Here is a 17835-nt window from a genome sequence, read left to right on the forward strand (position 1 = left end):
TGCGCTGTCGTTAACACTGCGAGGAGAAGCATCTGTGGCCTATCGTGTGACTTTGATCCCTGGGGATGGCATTGGCCCGGAAGTGGCCAAGGCGATGACCACGGTCCTGGAGGCTACCGGGGTTGGGTTGGAATGGATCCCGGTAGAGGCAGGGGTGGAGGTGATTGAAAAATACGGCACCCCCTTGCCACCCCAGGTGTTGGAGTCCATTCGGGAAACCAAAGTGGCGATCAAAGGGCCGATTGGCACTCCCGTAGGTACTGGCTTTCGTTCGGTCAACGTGGCCATTCGCAAGGAGCTGGATCTCTACGCCAATCTGCGCCCGGCCAAATCCATGCTCGGTGTCAAAAGCCCTTTTCAAGACATTGACCTAGTGGTGGTGCGGGAAAATACTGAAGATCTCTATGCCGGGATCGAGTTTGAACGGGGCACGCCGGAAGCCATCCAAGCGCGGGAGGAAATGATGCGCCTCTCCGGCAAACCCATCCGCGAGGGATCCGCCATCGGCATCAAGCCCATTTCGGACTTCGGCAGCCGCCGCATTGTCAAATTTGCCTTTGAGTACGCCCGCCAGAATGGCCGCAAGAAGGTGACGGCAGTGCACAAAGCCAACATCATGAAGTTCACCGATGGCTTGTTTTTGCAGGTGGCACGGGAGGTGGCCCAGGAGTACCCCGACATCGAGTTTGAAGATCGCATCGTGGACAACATGTGCATGCAACTGATGCAAAAGCCGCAGCTCTACGATGTGCTGGTGCTCACCAACCTCTACGGGGACATCATTTCCGACTTGTGCGCGGGGATGATCGGCGGGCTGGGGGTGGCGCCGGGGGCCAACATCGGCGACGGCATTGCGGTTTTTGAGGCCATTCACGGCTCTGCTCCCAAATATGCCGGCCAAAACAAAGTCAACCCCTGCGCTCTGATCCTCTCCGGGGCGATGATGCTGCGCTACCTAGGAGAGCGGGAGGCTGCCGCAAGGGTGGAGGCGGCGGTGCAGGCGGTGATCGCCGAGGGCAAGCAGGTCACCTATGACCTGGCCACAGGGGATCCCGTCGGCACTCAGGAGATGGCAGAGGCCATTGCTGCCCGCGTGCAGGAGATGGCTCCGCAGTAGGGTTTGGCGTCAAATGTTCTGATCCCAGGCTCCCCAAGGGAGGGGGGCTAGAGGACTCAATACCCCAAAACCGGATCCACCACCCCTAGCAAGGGATCCCCGGCCCGGAAGCGCCGCACATTTTCTCGCACCCGCTTAGAGAGGGCTGGGACAATCATGGCATCGGTAAGAGCAGTGTGGGGGGTAATCAGGCAGTTGGGCAAGCTCCAGAGGGGATGCCCATCCGGTAGGGGCTCGGGATCCGTGACATCCAAGGCGGCCCCGCGAATGACCCCCTGCTGCAGGGCGGCCACCAAGTCGGAGGTCACGATGTGCTTGCCTCGCGCCACATTCACCAGCCAGCACTGGGATCCCATCTGCTCCAACTCAGCTTGGGCGATGATCCCCTCAGTTTCCGGCGTGAGAGCCAAAGCCAGGATCACCACGTCTGCCTCTGCCAACACCGTTTGCCGTTCCGCGAGCGTCACCACCCGCGTGGCCCCCGGCAAGGGATCCGCCTTGCGACGCACCACGTCGATGGAGCATTGAAAAGGCTGCAACAGCTTGATCAACTCTTGGGCGATGCCCCCGGCCCCAAAAATGACCACGCGGCTGCCCCAGAGGCTGGTACCGGAGCCTTCCTGCCACGTTTGGGCCAAGGCGCGGATCTTCAAGTCGCGCAAGCCGGCCAAGGTCAAGGCCAAGGCATGTTCTGCCACCGGTTGAGCATAGACTCCCTTGCCACAAGTCCACACATAGGCAGGATGCAAAACCCCTGCCCGGACAAAAGGCTCTACCCCCGCCCAGGGCAACTGCACCCAGCGGATCCCTTTCCCTTCCGCCAGACAACGCTTCAGGCCAGGCACATCAAAGGCATCGGCCCAGACCAAGGCTTCTGCTTCTGCCAGGGGCACAATTTCGCCGCCCCCCGCCAAAACAGCCTCTTTGAGCCAGGGGCGAAGATGGCCGGGTTCGACGGCAATGCGTTTGCCTTGGATGCCCATAGGAACCGTTGGATAAGGCTTTCCCCTTGCCAGGATACTGTCGGCAGAGCGAGAGATGGCATGCACGGGCAGCCGCAAAAACCGGTGATCGAGTGTTAAGGGATCCCAAAGGGATCCTGGGCCACTTCCATAGGATCGCTAGGGTGAAAATTAGGGCTGCTGTGTTGGCTCAATCCTTAAGTAGGTAGCATTCCCCAATGACCCTATCCGAACTGCTGATCTTGGTGACGCTGCTCTTTCCCGGGATCCTGTTGTCGCTCATTGTGATGGGAACCTTTGCCGCAGGGGGATAATCATCTCCCAATGACAATGGTGAAGCCCTAAAGACGTGAAGACATGTCCAAAACCAAGCTGAGCGCCTGGGTCATGGGCTGGGGGTTAGCCTGCACTGCTGCTCTCTTTTTGCCCAGCGTGGCTGCTCAAGCTCAGGTGACCCTCGGTGTGCAGCCGGTGCGGGTGGTGCAAGGGATCCCTTTGTACCAGAAGGAGGTTTGGGTTGGAGACAATCGGATCCCCGTTTCTATCGTGGTCATTTCTCTCGCAGCGGGCCAACTGCGGCCTATCTGGGCTGCACCTGCGGGGCTGGTGGGTCTGGGGGAGCTGTCTTCCTTTGGCCCCGAACAGGGGGCAGTGGCCGCCATTAACGGTGGGTTTTTCAACCGCAACACCCGTCAGCCGCTGGGGGCAATTCGTCGGGATGGCCGCTGGATCTCCAGCCCCATTTTGGGTCGTGGGGTCATCGCTTGGTCGGATGGGACGGTAGGGCAAGAAGGGGGATCCGTGCGCTTTGCCCGTCTGCGGATGCAAGCAGAGCTGCGCAATGACATTGGGGACCGGATCCCGGTGGTGGGCATCAATACAGGCTATATCCTGCCTGGCATCTCCCAGTTCACCCCCGACTGGGGATCCACCTACACCACCCAAACGGACGACGAAATGCTCGTGATGGTGCGGCAGGATCAGGTGCAAGAAATTCTGGTGGCGGGCCTGGCCGGCAGTTTGACGGTACAGATTCCCAGCGAGGGGTATGTATTGGCAGGGCGGGGGCTAGAAGGTGCCCTAGAAGCCCGCAAGCTGGTTCCCGGGGATCGCCTCAGCCTTCATCTGCGCTTGGATCCGCCCGAGCTGGAAGCTTATCCCCACATCCTAGGGGCAGGGCCGCTCTTGCTCTTGGATGGACAGGTGGTTTTGGATGCCCGATTGGAGGGATTTCAGCCTCTCTTTCGCCGGCAGCGAGCCGCCCGCAGTGCCATCGGCCAACTGGACAGCGGACATTTGCTGCTGGTGACCGCCGGCAATGCCCAGGAAAATCAAGGGCTCACCCTGCTGGAGATGGCACAGTTGATGCAGCAATTGGGCTGTCGCCATGCCCTGAACTTGGATGGGGGCAATGCTTCCACCTTGGTGCTGGGGGGAGAAGCCGTCAATTTGGAACACCGACACCCAGAAGCCAGCCCACTCAACAGCGAGACGGATCCCAGTCCCTCCCGGCGGCGTACACCCCGAGTTCACAATGGCCTAGGGTTTTTCCCAAGCCCAAGTCGGTGACAGAAAACTTTTGTGCCGGCGGGATGGAGTCTTTTCCCTTTGATCCAGGGATCGAGGGTGGGATCCCCGGACTTTCTGGCTGATTGGATGAGGGGTCAAGTATTCTCCAGGATTGGATCTACCTTCTCAACAAAAATCTCTCCTCGCCAGAGGAAGGACTCGGCTTTGATTGCGCAATGGGATCCCGGCAATCTCAGCACCCAAAGCCCCAGAGCTTTTTCAGGTCAATTTTAAGTGGGATCCAAACTGAACGCCCAATGCTCATTTCTCATAACAGAAATAGAGATTAAATTAAGTAGAAAACATTGGCCTTGAGACCGGTAAGAAAAATGATCAAAGAGGCGATCTCTTGAAGAAGACGACCTCAGAGTATAAAAGGCACGCAATTCTTTACGCTTCTGCTAAATCAGATGCTGGTTTTCAAAAAAGTATTGTCAATAATCCATTTTTTGACGAAGATGATTGACGAATTTATATTTCTTCACTCTCGAGGTTAGAAATTAACTCCTTGGACTTTTGGTTACAATTCTCTCTACTACGAATGTTCGCTAATGTGTAGGCCTACCCGGCTCCCGACCAAATGTATAGTTATTTTAAAAATGACTATCTCTCCTGGTGGACAAGGCTTTTGGGGTAGGTTGACCCTTGCTCCTCTCTCGTGGGTGGGCTGCTGGTACTGGCATTCCTGTTTGTGAGAGTTAATCTTATTTGGAAGAAATTGATCTTTTTCTCAAATTTTTATAGAGCACCTCTATACTCAAGTGAGATAGCCCCACACACAAGCTTCTGGGCTAGGCCTGAAATTTTATTGAGATCCCCTGTCAAAGCTTTTCAGGTATTGCCTCTTGTGCCAAAAGGCTAGGATGGGCAAGGATTGTATTTTCTATTACTCTATTGGGGATGATTTGTATGCCAGCTAGAAGCAGAACCGACTCATTGACGGATACGCACAGGTGGTGTTTCATGGAATCCATAGCCGACGCTCTCCACCACTTGTAGGCCCTATAACCTAGGGCCGTGTTCTCTAGCCTGCTCGCGAGATAGAACGTGGTTTGCACTGCTTCTCCAAATCCTATGCCTTCCTCCAAGGATGCCGCTCCTGTAGCCCGCGCCAAACAGCCTGCGGCTCAAGCCAGCCCTGCTGCCGGCGAGCTTTTCCTTCAGCAGAATGGAGCCCTCTCCGCCCAGTTGGTTCCCCAGGGATCCCTGCAGCTTTACACCCACCCCAGCCGAGGCATGTTTACGCCTGTCATGGCCCAGGCGCTGCGCTTGGCCGGCCAGGGAACGCGGGTGCTGATCGTGCAATTTCTCAAGGGTGGGATCAACCAGGGGCCCGAAAATCGTCTCTCCCTGGGCAGATCCTTGGAGTGGGTTCGCTGTCGCCTGCACCGGTGCATCGATACACCTCACCTAGAGCCTGAGGAGCGGGTGGCATTGGATGAGCTGTGGCAATTCACCCAGGAGGCCGTCAGGAGTGGCCGCTACGACTTGGTGGTGTTGGATGAGCTGAGCTTGGCTGTGAAGTTGGGCCTGATCCCAGAAGCGGAAGTGCTGAGCTTAATCGACCAACGCCCCATCTCCATGGACATGGTGATCACCGGGCCGGAGATGCCGGATTCGTTTCTGGAGCGGGCGGACTTGATCACGCAGCTGCGCCTACGTGGCATCCCAGGCCCAGGGCTCCGCACTGCCGATGGGAATGTTGCCTGTTCTCTGGATCCCCCTCAAGTCAGCGGCACAGGTGCTATGCCTACAGCAGCCCATGTTGCTCCGCACCGCTAGCGCAAACAGTTTCCGCTCCGAAAGACCTAGGCAACACGGGTCGCGTCAGGGGGGCGGAGTCCCAATAAGACTGGAGCTTGTCCACCAGATGTGCCCTCACTCTCCAGGAAGCCGGCTGCATCCATGTTAAAAAACGACCGCTGGATCTGTGAGCAAGCGCGGCGAGGGATGATCGAGCCGTTCTGCCCTGAGCTGGTGCGCGCTGTTGAATCTCGGCCTGTTTTGAGTTACGGGCTGTCCTCCTATGGCTACGACATCCGCCTGTCGCCGGTGGAGTTCAAGATCTTTCGCCATGTGCCCGGCACGGTGGTGGATCCCAAGCGGTTTAACCCCAAGAATCTGGAAGCGGTGGAGCTGCACCACGACGAGATGGGGGATTACTTTATCATCCCGGCCCACTCCTATGGGTTGGGGGTGTCCTTGGAACGGCTGCAAGTCCCGGATAACATTACCGTGATCTGCATTGGCAAATCTTCCTATGCCAGGGTGGGTCTGATTGCCAACCTGACGCCGGCTGAAGCGGGATGGCGGGGCTATCTCACCCTGGAGTTTTCCAACGCCTCCAGCGCCGACTGCCGTGTGTACGCCAACGAAGGGGTGGTCCAGCTTCTTTTTCTGGAAGGGGATCCCTGCCAAGTGACCTACGCCGACCGCGCCGGCAAGTATCAGGATCAGCCGCAGCAGGTGGTGGTGGCCAAGGTTTAGCTGCTTCCCTCAAAAGGGAGAGGGTTGGCGGGATCCGGTTGGCTATGCTGGATCCACGTAGAACCCCATCTTGATTCATCTCCATGCCTGACTCTTTTTCGCCTGCTGCCGCTCCCCCCGGTGAGGCTGAGCCTTTGGGCGATAGGGAGCCCAATCCGGATCTGCTCACAGCTTCCTACGACTACACCCTCCCTCCAGATCGGATTGCGCAAACGCCGGTGGAGCCCAGGGATCAGGCGCGGATGCTGGTGGTGTACCCGGATAGGCACGAGCATCGCCGCTTCTGCCATCTGCCTGACTACCTGCAGGAAGGGGATCTGCTGGTTCTCAACGATACCAAGGTGATCCCGGCCCGCCTGTTCGGGGCTAAGGAACCCTCCGGGGCGCGGGTCGAAGTGTTGCTGCTGGAGCCTTGCCTGGAAGGGATCCCTGCCGCTGCGCAACCTCTGCCGGATCAGGCGTGGAGCTGGCGGGTTTTGGTCAGGCCGGGCAAACGGGTGAAGGTGGGGGATCGGATTGGTTTTTGGAGCAAGGAGGGATCCCCCTCTGGGCTGAGGGCCACTGTTCTGGCTTTGGATCTGGAAACCGGCGGGCGAGTGGTGCAGTTTGAGTGGGAAGGGGCGCAACCTTTTGAGGAAATCCTGGAACAGGTGGGCCGGATCCCGCTTCCTCCCTACATCAAGGCTTCCGGACAGGTTCGCCCTCAAGACTACCAAACCCTCTGGGCCAAACACCCCGGCTCGGTGGCTGCTCCCACGGCAGGGCTGCATTTTACCCAGGAGCTGCTGGAGCGGCTGGCCCAAAAAGGGATCCAAACCGCCTACATCACCCTGAACATCGGCCTGGGTACCTTCCGACCGGTGGAAGCGGAGCGGGTAACCGAGCATCGTCTCCACAGCGAGTGGCTCAAGGTGCCGGCAGAAACGGTGGCAGCCATCCAAAAAGCCCAAGCCCGCGGGGGGCAGGTGATCGCGGTGGGAACGACTGTGGTGCGCTCTTTGGAAACCGCGGCAGCCTCTGGCACCTTGCAGCCTTGGCAGGGGAAAAGCGATCTCTTCATCTACCCCGGCTACTCCTGGCGGGTGATTCAAGGACTGGTCACCAATTTTCATCTGCCCCGCTCCAGCCTGATGATGCTGGTGGCTGCGCTGATCGGGCGGCAAAGGCTGCTGGATCTCTACCGAGAGGCCGTCGACCAGGGGTATCGCTTCTATTCCTTTGGGGATGGCATGCTGATCCTGCCCTAGGGCTGGGGCTGACCTCCCTGGGATCCCTTGAAGGAACCGGCCTCCGCTTCTGCTTCAACTGGGGTCGAAGGACGGTTTTGCCCGCCGGCAAACCAGTTCCGGATGCGATCCCATTCCACCTGATGGTAGCCGTCCACCGCCCAATTGGCCCGCCGCTGCAGCATGTGCAGAGGAAAGAAGGTGGCCAGAGCCAGCACCGGGATCCCTGCCGAACGGGCTGCCTGAATGCCGGAGTAGGTGGCTTCAATGCTCAAACACGCCTGGGCAGGCAATTCCATCCGCTGCAAAAGCAGGCGGTGCAAGTGTCCTGGGGAAAATATTGGGCCTGCATCATCCCCCGTCACTCGATAGGAGCCCACATCGGTCAACCGTATCAGGGCCGGGCAACAGGACTGGAAACGCTCCAGAAAAGCGGTCACCTCGGCTGCCGATTGGCCGCACAGCAGGCCGACCTTCAGTTGCAGCCGCTCCAGCGTCTCCAAAGTTTCCGCCAAACCGGGAATGAGAGGCAATTCCCTCTGCCCCTGCAAAGCCTGTCGGTAGTATAGGGCCTTGCGTTTCAGCAGCTCTTCCAGTTGTTTGGGGCTGAGCACCCGCCCTTGATCCCCCCACAGAGCCGGCAGGCGCTCTCGATCCGGTCGGCCCAGGTATTGCAGCCGATAGAGCTCCCGCTGCCCAGGGGATCCCGACTGAGGCCAGCAGAGGTTCCAGGGGCGCAGGTTCTCTTCCACCAGCAGTTGGTTGATGGCCTGCAGGTGCAAGTTCTCGTCATCGGCCACCACTCCACTCCAGCTCAAGATCACCCCTTGCAGTCCCATAGGGGGGACATCACCCTCTGCTAACGACCGCAACCCAACTGCATCAAAGCAGATGGCTTGTCTATCCATTTTGGACGCGACGCTCGAACTCTTCCCGAGTGGTGTCCACCAATTGCACTGCCTCTGGATAGAGCTGAGGATGGTTTTGCTTCAGCCAACTGAGCACCCGCGCCAATTGAGCTGCACACAGATCCAAATCCGCTTGAAAAATAACCGCCGCCGCCATGTGCTGAGCATATTCGGGCGGGTGACCCTGCTGCGCCAGCTCCGCCGTCAAAGCGGCCAAGGCTTGTTGGCGAACTGAGGGCAGTGAACTTTCGGGAGAAGACATAGGCCAAGCCCTTCAAGCGGGAGAGTAGCGGCGCAAGGCCAGCGTGACGTTGTGCCCACCAAACCCAAAGGCATTCACCAAAGCGGCCTCGACAGCCATCTGCCGCCCCTTGTGGGGGACAAAATCCAGCCCTTCGCACTCGGGATCGGGGTTGTCCAAGTTGAGGGTGGGAGGAACCCAGCCGTGGTGGATGGCCAAAGCTGTGGCCACCGTGGCAATGCCGCCCGCTCCCCCCAACAGGTGGCCGGTCATGGACTTGGTGGCGCTGATGGCCAAACGGGGGGCATGCTCGCCAAAGACCGACTTGATGGCCTGGACCTCGGCGATATCCCCTACAGGGGTGCTGGTGGCATGGGCATTGATGTGTTGCACATCCCCAGGCTGAAGCCCGGCATCCTTGAGGGCCAGCCGCATCGCCCGGGCCGCTCCCTCGCCGCCGGGGGCAGGGTTGGTCATGTGGTGGGCATCGCAGGTGAGGCCATAGCCGACTATCTCCGCATAGATCTTGGCCCCGCGGGCGCGGGCGTGCTCCAACTCCTCCAGCACCAGGATCCCTGCTCCTTCCCCCATGACAAAGCCATCCCGATCCCGATCGAAGGGCCTACAGGCTTGCTCCGGGGTGTCGTTGCGGGTGGAAAGGGCCTTCATGGCACTAAACCCCGCCATGGACAAAGGGGTAACCGCCGCTTCCGTGCCACCTGTAATCGCCGCTTGCACCTCTCCCCTCTGGATGAGCCGAAAGGCATCGCCAATGGCGTTGGAGCCAGAGGCACAGGCCGTAACTGTGCAGGAATTGGGGCCTTTGGCGCCAAAATGAATGGCCAGGTGACCCGCAGCCATATTGGCAATCATCATGGGCACCATGAAGGGGCTACAGCGATCCGGCCCTTTCTGCAGATAGATGGTCTGCTGCTCTTCCAAGACGCGGATGCCGCCGATGCCGGTGCCCAAGATCACCCCCACTTGCTCGGCGTTGAGAGCGGTGATGCGAAAGTCAGCGTCCTCCAAGGCTTGCCGGGTGGCCGCCATCGCCAGGTGCACAAAGCGGTCGGTGCGCTTGACATCCTTGCGATCCAAGTAGTCGAGGGGATCAAATCCCTTCACCTCTCCGGCAATACGGCAGTCGTGGCGGGAGGCATCGAAATGGGTAATCGGCCCAATGCCGGAGCGCCCTGCCAGCAAGCTCTGCCAAAACTCGGCAGGAGAGTTGCCGATAGGGGTGACCGCACCCAGGCCCGTAATCACAACGCGGCGGGTTGGTCTGTAAGCAGTGGCGGGATCTGTGGTAGCCATCGTCCGGTGTTAGCCCGGGGGTATAGAGTCAGAACTGGGGGCAGACTAGGCAGCTTTCTTCGAGAGGATGTAGTTAACAGCGTCTTGCACGGTGGCGATCCCCTCTGCATCTTCATCGGGGATCTCCAGGTCGAATTCCTCTTCAAAAGCCATGACCAGCTCCACCGTATCGAGGCTGTCGGCCCCCAGGTCGTTCTGGAAATTGGCTTCCGGGGTCACTTTGTCATCTTCCACGCCCAGTTGATCGGACACGATCTTACGAACACGGCTATAAACTTCGTCTGCGCTCATGCTTGGAATCCCAACTCTCGATTCAGCGTGTCTTGGCCGGGCCAACCGGCGGCCAATGAAGCAATCCCTATTGTATCGGACAATGGATCCCCTCTTGTGAGCAGCCTCACCTGCATTGGCTGCTGCGGCCAGGGTATGGGAATTGGGCGGCAGCCTTTTCGGTTGCAGGAAAGAAAAGCTAGTATAGTCCACTGCGTCTCTACCACTGGATTCTAAGGAGAACTCGCTTCCATGCCCCGCGCTTACGAAACGATGCTGATTGTGCGTCCTGATCTGTCAGATGAACCCCTCGAACAACTGCTCAGCAGTCAGGAGGCAATCCTGCGAGAGAACGGAGTAACCCACGTGGAGATTACCAATAGGGGCAAGCGCCGCTTTGCCGGGTTTGAGATGAAAAAGTTTAAGGAAGGTCTGTACATCCAGTTCAACTACGAAGCCGAACCCAATGCGGTGGCTGCCTGGGAGAAAAACCTGCGCATCAACGAGAGTGTGCTGCGCCACATGACTCTCCGCGTCGGCTAGGTTTGACGGCATCCTGGCCTGCGGGCATGATGGAAGTGCGCTGAGCTGCCCCTTATCCCTGGATGGCTCCGTTATGAACTCGATTGTGTTGATGGGCGAGGTTCTGTCTGAGCCAGAGCTGCGCTACACCCTTGATAACTTAGCTGTTGCGTCCTTGGTGATTGGCTTTCCCAGCTTGCGCCCGGATGAGCCGCCCTACCGGGTGCGCGTTTCCTCTTTTGGAGAACTGGCCAAAAGGGTGGTGGACACCTGCCATGTGGGCGACCAAATCACAGTGGAAGGCCAACTGCACATGAATGTGGTGGAGCGAGATGGGCGCAAGGAAAAGCTGGCCGAGATCACCGCGCGCCGTGTCCATCAACTGGGATCCGCTCGCGTCCTCTCTCTGACGGGGATGGGTGAACCGGCGATTGTGGAATCCTCTGAGGGGGATGTGGTTTCCCCACCGGAGCCGGACGATCTCCCGTTCTAACGGTTGCGAGACTTGCCGGGATCCCCCATGTCTCAGGAACTTGCTGCGGGTGAACCTTTGAGATCCCTGCGGGTCATCGGCTACTCGGTGCAGGGGCGTCCCATTCACCTTTGGCAGCTCACCCAAGGGATCCGCTCCTTGCTGCTGATCGGCGGAGTACACGGGGACGAGGTGGAAGGATACACTCTGATCGAGCGCTATGTGGCCTCGGGGAGATGGGGATCCCTGGCCGGGAAAGCGACCCTATGGGCAATCCCTCGCTTGAACCCGGATGGCTGTGCCCTGGGGCAACGTCTCAATGCCAACGGTGTGGATCTCAACCGCAATCTGCCCACCCAAGATTGGATCCCGGCCTCTCTGGAAGCTCGTTATCCGCCCGGATCGGCCCCAGGCTCCGAGCCCGAAACGCAAGTGTTGTTGGGGGGCTTGGCCCAGATGCGGCCCCAATTTATCCTTTCTGCCCACTCCTGTCAGGCACACCCCTGCGTGAACTACAACGGCCCTGCCCTTGAGCTGGCCCAGGTGATGGCTGCTCGCAACGGCTTGCCCATTACCGCCGACATTGGCTACCCTACCCCTGGTTCTCTGGGCACTTGGGCAGGGCAGGAACGGCGGATCCCAACCCTAACGCTGGAAATCCTGCGGGGCACTCCCCTCGATCAAGTCTGGCAAGAGCAGGCCGAGGCGCTGCAGGCGGTGTTGGAGTGGGCAGCCCAAGGCGATGCCTTCTGACCGGTGTCAAGATCTCTGAACTTTCGTTGCCAATCTGCCTAGTTCGTTCAAGATATCTGGGGTTTTCTCGCCCAAATCTTCTACAACACAGATAGGTGGGGCAGAGCAGAGGGGAGCTTGGAGTCGAGGGAAAAGGGGTCAGAGGTCAACCCCGAAGTCACGCTGCTTCTGCCTTGTGCCCCGCTGTTAGCCATCTGGAGGAAGCCAATATGTTCAGCAGGATTTTGGTGGCAGTGGATCGGTCGGAGCTGAGCCAGGGAGTATTTCAAAAGGCCGTCCAAGTGGCCAAGGCCATGCAGGCGCAGATGATGATTCTCCATGTTCTGTCTCAGGAAGAGCCGGGCGCCCCAGAGCCGCCGATGATCCTGGGGGTAGATTACAGCTCCACCATCAGCGCCGAGCTGTGGCAGTCCTACCGGGAGCAATGTGCCATCTTCGAGCAAAACCAGATGGACTACCTGCGCTCGCTGGTGGAGAAAGCGGCTGAGCACGGGATCCGCGCTGAGTACAGCCTCAACTACGGCAACCCCGGTCGGGTCATCTGCGATCTGGCCCGCTCTTGGGATGCGGACTTGGTGGTGGTGGGCCGCCGCGGCCACTCCGGCCTGAGCGAGCTGTTTCTGGGCAGCGTCAGCAACTACGTGCTGCACCGCGCCCCCTGCTCGGTGTTGACGATACAAGGGGAAGCCCTGAAAAAAGCAACCCAAACCGCGGAGGAGAAGACAGCTACCTCTGCTGGCTAAGGCTCTAGGGACTCTAGGGCGAGGGAGTGGGATCTGGTCGCGTGAGTGGGGCAGAGTCCTTGCTCTCCGGCTGGCCTTCCAAGAGGCGATTCACTTCGGTTTCCAGGCTGTTGAAGGTGCTCAGCTCGATCACGGCAATGTCCGGCTGGCGGCTGCTTTGCACGTAGGCCCGCAAGCCAGAGGAGGCCAAGGTCAGGGTTAAGGGATCCTGCTCGGCGTCAGGCTTAGGCTCAAAGGTCAGCCGTAGGTCGGGCTCAGACAACACCCTTTGGGCTTCCGCGTCGGCCTGTTCCACAAACTCCTTGGCGCGGGCAGCATTCAGGCTGGAGAACAGAGAGCTGAGATCCACAGGCTGGCCCGGTCGCTCCGGGTTTTCCCAGCGCAGCTCCAGGGATCCCTTCTCTGAAGGCCGAGGGGTGAGGGTGACCTTTTCCCCTTGGGATTCTAAGGTGACTTGGCCCACTTGGTTGGCGTTGAGGCGGGCAATGCGGTGATCCCGCAGCTCTTCCAAGTCGGAGCGGAGAATATCGGCGGTGGAGGTGAGCAGGGTGGCTACTGCCGGGTGCTCAGAGGTGATGACGTACACCTGGCCATCTTTCTCCGATCCCAAAGCGACGTTCAGGGTTTTGCCGCCCTCCAGCTCCACCGTTAGGCGGGCGGAAGGCTGCTCCAAGCCATAGGGGGCGAGCTCGTCTTTGGTCTCGGCGGGGAACTCCACGGCCTGCAGGCGAGACAAAGTATTGAGCAGACGATCGACGTTGAGGTCATCGGCAGGCAGCTCGCGGGGCTGGACAATCTGCCAAGTAAAGTGCTCCGCACCGCTGGCGCGAACGTCTTGCAGCTGCAGGCGAACAACTTCCGGCTCCGCCTCTGCCAACTGCACTTGCAGGGCCTTCACCTCGGCAGTGTCAAACCGAAGCAAGGTTTTGTCCCGCAAAGCCAGTAGGGAGGGCAACAGGGATCCCTTCTGGGCACTGCTTAGAAGCACCACCTGTCCCCCTTCGGGCTGGGCGTAGAAGCCGGAGCCATCGAAGTTGTCGTTGCCGATGGCTAGGCGGTAGGGATCCCCTTCCTTGGGGAAAAGGGCAATTTGGTGTCGCGGCTGATCCAGGCCAAAAGCGGCTAGGTCGGTGGCCCCCTCTAGGGTGATTTGGGGGGTGAGGCGGGAGAAGGTGTTGAGCAACTGCTCAATGGGGAAGTCCAGCGCCGCTGACTGAATGGGACTGACAATCCGCCAGCGGGATCCCTCTTCTTCTGGATTGCGCTCCAAAAGGATTTCCAAGTACTCCGCACCGCTGCCGCGAACGGGTTCCCCCTCTTTCTGTTGGCGGATTTCAATGCGGGCGATGGTGTCGGTGGCAAAGTGGAACAGCCGCGCTCGCTCCGCCTGTTGCTCCTGACGCAGTTGCCGGATGTTGTCCAAGAGGAAGTAGCCCAGCAAACAGGCCACCGCCAAACCCAGGAGAATCCAGGTGGTTCGCTTGAACATGCCTGCTTTCCTCCAGCTCTACCGTCTTTGCCACCACAGGGCAGCTCCGGAACCCAGGGCCGCCAAGGGCAAAAGGACCGTCGATCCCAGCACCAGCCAGCGGAAGTTTTGACCGGTCAGGGTGAGACGGCGATCCGTGATGGATTTGGGGCGGATGGAGATCTGCTCCGTTTGCTCAGTCAGCCAGTTGAGGGTGTTCAAGAAGAGATCCCGGTTGCCCTGCTGCCGCAAGTTGCCGTTGAGGGCAAAGTTGACATTGCCGATCACCACCAGGCGGGCCTCCTGCGGGGATCCTGTGTCGGCCTGGTCGGCGTCCAAACGGCGGGTTAAAGCAACACCCAAGGTGAGGGGGCCGGGCTTGTCCTGATCCGGATCGAATTGCAAGGGGCCACGTTCCAGCTCAGGACTGGTCTCCCCCCAACTTTGCGGGCCGGTGCGCAGCAAGGGCGTGGCTTGGATCCCTTCCCGAGCTTGGGTTTCTACCGAACGAGCTAAGGGAAAGAGGGTCATCAGCCGCTGGGCGGCCAAGGGGGCGGTAATGGGGTGATCCCCGTAGTCAGTAACCAAAGCTACGGCTGGCCCTGTCCCCAGAAGCTGGCTGATGCTGCTCGCCTCCAGGATGATGTCATCCCCCAAGACCACGCCCCACTCTTCCAGCAAGGGATCCAGGCCGGCATCCACCCGTGGCCCAATCAACAACAGCAGCCGTCCTCCCCCGGCCAGGTAATCCTGCAGTTTCTCCACCTCGCCGGGGAACAAAGCCCGCTGTGGCCCCGCCAGCACCAGGACATTCGCATCCTCTGGGATCTCCGCTTGCACCAAGTTGAGGGGCTCTACCCGATAGCCTTCCTGGCCCAGGGCTGCCGCCGCCTGAGCCAGAGTTGGGGCGCCTTCCCTCGCTTGCAGCCCCACTTCCCCATGCCCTTGCACGAAATAGGCCACTAACTCCCCTCGGTTGACCACTTTGGACAAGACAGGGGTCAGTCTGCTCTCCAGGTCAGGAGCAGGGGGCTGGGGCAGTTGTTGTCGGCTTTCTCCGGCCTCCACCACCAGGGTGTTGTTTTGCGTCACCTGCAGCCGTTGAATGGTCAAGGGATCCCGGTTGGGATCCACAAACTCAAACTGGAAGCGGTTGGGGTTGAGGCGGCGATAGCGCTCCAGTTGTTCCCGCAGATTGGGATCCGGCGCAGTGGTGACCACCCAAACTTTGACCGGTTGCACCAATCCCTGCACCAATTGCCGGGTTTGGGGCGAGAGGGTAAACAGACCCTCCTCGGTGAGATCCAGCCGCAGGTCGTAGCGCACCGCCACCACATTCACCAGCACTAGAATGACGGCCATCGCCGCCACCGCCACCAGGATGTTGGCGTTGGTCTGGGTGGAACGCAAACCGAGGAAGACCCCCACCTCCTGCCGGTGGGTGATGCCCCAAACCACCAGCAGGGCCAGGCCCGTTGCCAGCATGCTCAGGGGCACAGCCGTCCAACCGGTAAAGGCGGATCCCACCACCAGGCCGATGGCGATGACGCCAATGCCCAGGATCCCTGTCCAGTCCAATAACGCGCGCCAGTCCTTCATAATGCTCCGCACCGCTGCCGCAAACACCACACTCCTCCCATCTGACCTCAGCTCTGTTGCCAGCGCAGGCTTTCCACCGATTGCACCGTGGCAAACAGCCCCAGGACGATGATGCTCAAGAAAAGAATGAGGCTGCTGCTGCTGAGGATCCCTTGCACCCAGTTGCTGTATTGCTGCAGCAAAGATACGTGCCGCAGCGTTGCAGCAATCCAGTTTTCCTCCTGGCCGGCTGCCGCGTCGATCACCCAGAGCAGCAGGATCAGGCCAAAGGTGGCCACTGCTGCGATGAGGGTGCTGTCTGTCAGAGAAGAGATAAACAACCCCAAGGCCATGACACTGCCCGCCAGCAGGGTTAGGCCCACATAGCCCATCAAGGTCAGGCGGTAGTCCACTGCCGGGTTGGCGCTGCTCAGCACCAGCACATGGTAGACCAGCGGCGGCAGCAGCAGCGTGATGAAAAACACCCAGACCGCCAACCATTTGCCCAGGGCCACCTCCAAGTTGGTGATGGGAGAAGTAGCCAGCAGCTCCATCGTGCCTCGCCGCCGCTCCTCGGCATAGGAACTCATGGTGAAGATGGGCAATAGAAATAAGGAGAGGGTGCCCAAGAGGTTGAGAAACTGCTGCGACAGGATGGTGGCGGCGTCGAAATTGTTCTCCTGGCCGAACTGGGCGAAAAGATCCACCTGCTGAGAAAAGCTGATCACCCGCACCAGAATATTAAAGAAGAAAAACCCCGCCAGTCCCCAAAACACCGCGGCCACCACATAGGCAATGGGGGAGGTGAAGTAGCCGCGCAGCTCTTTGCGAAAAATGGCAACCACTCCGTTCATGCCGCTTCCTGATACATTCACGCTGAACTCTCCTGAACATGGTTCAGGAAAGAAGCGATCGCATCCTGCCTATCTCTGAGCAGGAAGGCGGTATCCCGCAAAGCCCTGAGGAATACCCCCCGAGCGCTTTCCCCCTTCACTTCCCGGCAACCGTTGCGGTGGACTCAAGGATCAGGGGGAAACTTGGTCTACTATATCCCTCTCAATGACTTTTGCCAAACCGCCTAAAGCTCAGTAAATTCAGCAAAGTTCAGGGTTTTGGGGGTTAGAGGCATGCTCCAATGCGCCCTCAGATCCCTCTTGCGTAGTGAGCTGCAGGAAAATCTCTTCCAAAGAAGCCTGCGGGCGGCCTATCTCGTAGAGGTCGATCCCCGCCTGCACCAGCACCCTGGCCACCTCCGGGATCCAGCCGTCCGCGGCAGCGTTGCTCTTGAGCTGCACCTGCCAGCGGGAGGGATCCGCCGCCAAGGGCTGTAGGCTCACCACCTCCACTTGGGGCAAAGGCTGCAGGGCCGTCCGGATGGCCATTGCCTCGGTTGCCCCCACCACCAGCTTTGCCTGCTGCCGATCCTGGAGCTGGGCTGTCAGCTCGGCAGGCGTGCCAATGGCCGCCACCTGGCCGCGGTTGATGATCACCACTCGGTCGCAGGTCATGCTCACCTCGGGCAGGATGTGGGTGGAGAGGATGATGGTGTGCTCCCCCGCCAGGCTCTTGATGAGCTTGCGCACCTCGATAATCTGCTTGGGATCCAGCCCAATGGTGGGCTCATCCAGGATGATCACCGGCGGGTCGTGAACCAGAGCTTGGGCGATGCCCACCCGCTGCTTAAACCCCTTGGAGAGCTTGCGGATGAGGGTGTGGCGCTTTTCTTCCAGGCTGCACCGCCGGATCGCCTCGTCCACCCGCCTGGGCCGATCGCCAGCGCTGACCCGCTTGATCTGGGCCACAAAGTGCAGGTACGCCTCCACCGTCATGTCGGGGTAGAGGGGTGGGTTTTCCGGCAGATAGCCAATGCGCTGCCGCACCGCCATCGAGTTTTCGTGAACATCAAACCCGGCCACCCGCGCCGTCCCCTCGCTGGCAGGCAGATACCCCGCCAAAATGCGCATGGAAGTGGTCTTGCCAGCCCCATTCGGCCCCAAAAAACCCATGATCTCGCCGGCGTTCACCTGGAAGGAAACATCGCGAATGGCAGTAAAGCTGCCGTAGGTTTTGCTCAGATGCTCAACTTCGATGGCACCCGCGGTTGCACGAGCAGTGGGTAAACCTGTCATCAGCAACTCCTAACCTAGAGGGTCAGCAGCGATTAGCAAACGGTCCAAGGCCGAGTTACCCCTATTCCCAAAGAGG

The 17835-nt window shown here is 59.6% G+C and carries 18 protein-coding genes; 9 read left to right on the forward strand and 9 right to left on the reverse strand.

Translation table 11 applies throughout. The features are described 5' to 3' along the window. Positions 1 to 34 precede the first annotated feature (34 nt). The gene (locus tag ACVWXW_RS02040) at positions 35 to 1117 is read left to right on the forward strand and encodes an isocitrate/isopropylmalate dehydrogenase family protein (RefSeq protein ID WP_457402509.1); all 1083 of its coding nucleotides are present in this window, start codon (positions 35 to 37) and stop codon (positions 1115 to 1117) included. A gap of 56 nt (positions 1118 to 1173) precedes the next feature. Here ACVWXW_RS02040 and ACVWXW_RS02045 read toward each other — a convergent pair whose 3' ends face one another. Then, positions 1174 to 2100, reverse strand: coding sequence for a D-isomer specific 2-hydroxyacid dehydrogenase family protein (locus tag ACVWXW_RS02045; protein WP_457402511.1), 927 nt, complete (start codon positions 2098 to 2100; stop codon positions 1174 to 1176). Between the two features lie 336 nt (positions 2101 to 2436). On the opposite strand from ACVWXW_RS02045, the gene ACVWXW_RS02050 reads away from it, so the two are divergent. The 4 genes from ACVWXW_RS02050 (at position 2437) to queA (ending at position 7382) form a co-directional block, all read left to right on the forward strand. Next, positions 2437 to 3648: a phosphodiester glycosidase family protein gene (locus tag ACVWXW_RS02050; RefSeq protein WP_457402513.1), complete on the forward strand. Its 1212-nt coding sequence runs from the start codon at positions 2437 to 2439 to the stop codon at positions 3646 to 3648. 1074 nt (positions 3649 to 4722) lie between these two features. Continuing rightward, a complete protein-coding gene (locus ACVWXW_RS02055) occupies positions 4723 to 5430 on the forward strand; it encodes a cob(I)yrinic acid a,c-diamide adenosyltransferase (RefSeq protein ID WP_457402515.1) in 708 nt (235 codons plus the stop codon). Between the two features lie 123 nt (positions 5431 to 5553). After that, complete coding sequence (gene dcd / locus ACVWXW_RS02060; RefSeq protein WP_011433274.1) at positions 5554 to 6135, forward strand: dCTP deaminase; 582 nt, start codon at positions 5554 to 5556, stop codon at positions 6133 to 6135. Positions 6136 to 6218: 83 nt separating this feature from the next. Next, positions 6219 to 7382: a tRNA preQ1(34) S-adenosylmethionine ribosyltransferase-isomerase QueA gene (queA, locus tag ACVWXW_RS02065; protein ID WP_457402517.1), complete on the forward strand. Its 1164-nt coding sequence runs from the start codon at positions 6219 to 6221 to the stop codon at positions 7380 to 7382. Here the strand turns inward: queA and ACVWXW_RS02070 are convergent. From ACVWXW_RS02070 to ACVWXW_RS02085, 4 genes are all read right to left on the reverse strand, one after another. Next, positions 7379 to 8200: an HAD family hydrolase gene (locus tag ACVWXW_RS02070; RefSeq protein ID WP_457402519.1), complete on the reverse strand. Its 822-nt coding sequence runs from the start codon at positions 8198 to 8200 to the stop codon at positions 7379 to 7381. The genes queA and ACVWXW_RS02070 overlap by 4 nt on opposite strands. Positions 8201 to 8261: 61 nt before the next feature. After that, positions 8262 to 8531 (reverse strand): hypothetical protein, encoded by a 270-nt coding sequence (locus ACVWXW_RS02075; protein WP_414350639.1) that lies wholly within the window; start codon positions 8529 to 8531, stop codon positions 8262 to 8264. A gap of 12 nt (positions 8532 to 8543) precedes the next feature. Beyond that, positions 8544 to 9824, reverse strand: a complete 1281-nt coding sequence (gene fabF / locus ACVWXW_RS02080; RefSeq protein WP_414419164.1) for a beta-ketoacyl-ACP synthase II — start codon at positions 9822 to 9824, stop codon at positions 8544 to 8546. Positions 9825 to 9869: 45 nt separating this feature from the next. Continuing rightward, positions 9870 to 10115, reverse strand: a complete 246-nt coding sequence (locus ACVWXW_RS02085; RefSeq protein ID WP_041436540.1) for an acyl carrier protein — start codon at positions 10113 to 10115, stop codon at positions 9870 to 9872. A gap of 231 nt (positions 10116 to 10346) precedes the next feature. Here ACVWXW_RS02085 and rpsF point away from each other — a divergent pair, with 231 nt between their 5' ends. From rpsF to ACVWXW_RS02105, 4 genes are all read left to right on the forward strand, one after another. Beyond that, on the forward strand, positions 10347 to 10637 hold the full coding sequence (rpsF, locus tag ACVWXW_RS02090; protein WP_011433268.1) for a 30S ribosomal protein S6: 291 nt from the start codon (positions 10347 to 10349) through the stop codon (positions 10635 to 10637). A 73-nt stretch (positions 10638 to 10710) separates the two neighbouring features. Continuing rightward, positions 10711 to 11109: a single-stranded DNA-binding protein gene (locus tag ACVWXW_RS02095; RefSeq protein WP_414399054.1), complete on the forward strand. Its 399-nt coding sequence runs from the start codon at positions 10711 to 10713 to the stop codon at positions 11107 to 11109. Between the two features lie 27 nt (positions 11110 to 11136). Further along, entirely contained in the window at positions 11137 to 11841 is a 705-nt protein-coding gene (locus tag ACVWXW_RS02100; protein ID WP_457402521.1) for a M14 family zinc carboxypeptidase, read from the forward strand. A 209-nt stretch (positions 11842 to 12050) separates the two neighbouring features. Then, a complete protein-coding gene (locus tag ACVWXW_RS02105; RefSeq protein WP_457402522.1) occupies positions 12051 to 12584 on the forward strand; it encodes a universal stress protein in 534 nt (177 codons plus the stop codon). 13 nt (positions 12585 to 12597) lie between these two features. Here the strand turns inward: ACVWXW_RS02105 and ACVWXW_RS02110 are convergent, their stop codons facing one another. The 4 genes from ACVWXW_RS02110 to ACVWXW_RS02125 all read right to left on the reverse strand — a co-directional run bounded on the left by ACVWXW_RS02110 (position 12598) and on the right by ACVWXW_RS02125 (position 17759). After that, positions 12598 to 14073: a DUF4340 domain-containing protein gene (locus ACVWXW_RS02110; protein WP_457402524.1), complete on the reverse strand. Its 1476-nt coding sequence runs from the start codon at positions 14071 to 14073 to the stop codon at positions 12598 to 12600. An 18-nt stretch (positions 14074 to 14091) separates the two neighbouring features. Next, positions 14092 to 15651, reverse strand: a complete 1560-nt coding sequence (locus ACVWXW_RS02115) for a GldG family protein (protein WP_457402526.1) — start codon at positions 15649 to 15651, stop codon at positions 14092 to 14094. A gap of 47 nt (positions 15652 to 15698) precedes the next feature. Next, positions 15699 to 16484, reverse strand: coding sequence for an ABC transporter permease (locus tag ACVWXW_RS02120; protein WP_011433262.1), 786 nt, complete (start codon positions 16482 to 16484; stop codon positions 15699 to 15701). A gap of 240 nt (positions 16485 to 16724) precedes the next feature. Next, a complete protein-coding gene (locus ACVWXW_RS02125) occupies positions 16725 to 17759 on the reverse strand; it encodes an ABC transporter ATP-binding protein (RefSeq protein WP_457402528.1) in 1035 nt (344 codons plus the stop codon). Positions 17760 to 17835: the final 76 nt, after the last annotated feature.

This window comes from Thermostichus sp. MS-CIW-30, assembly GCF_054058015.1.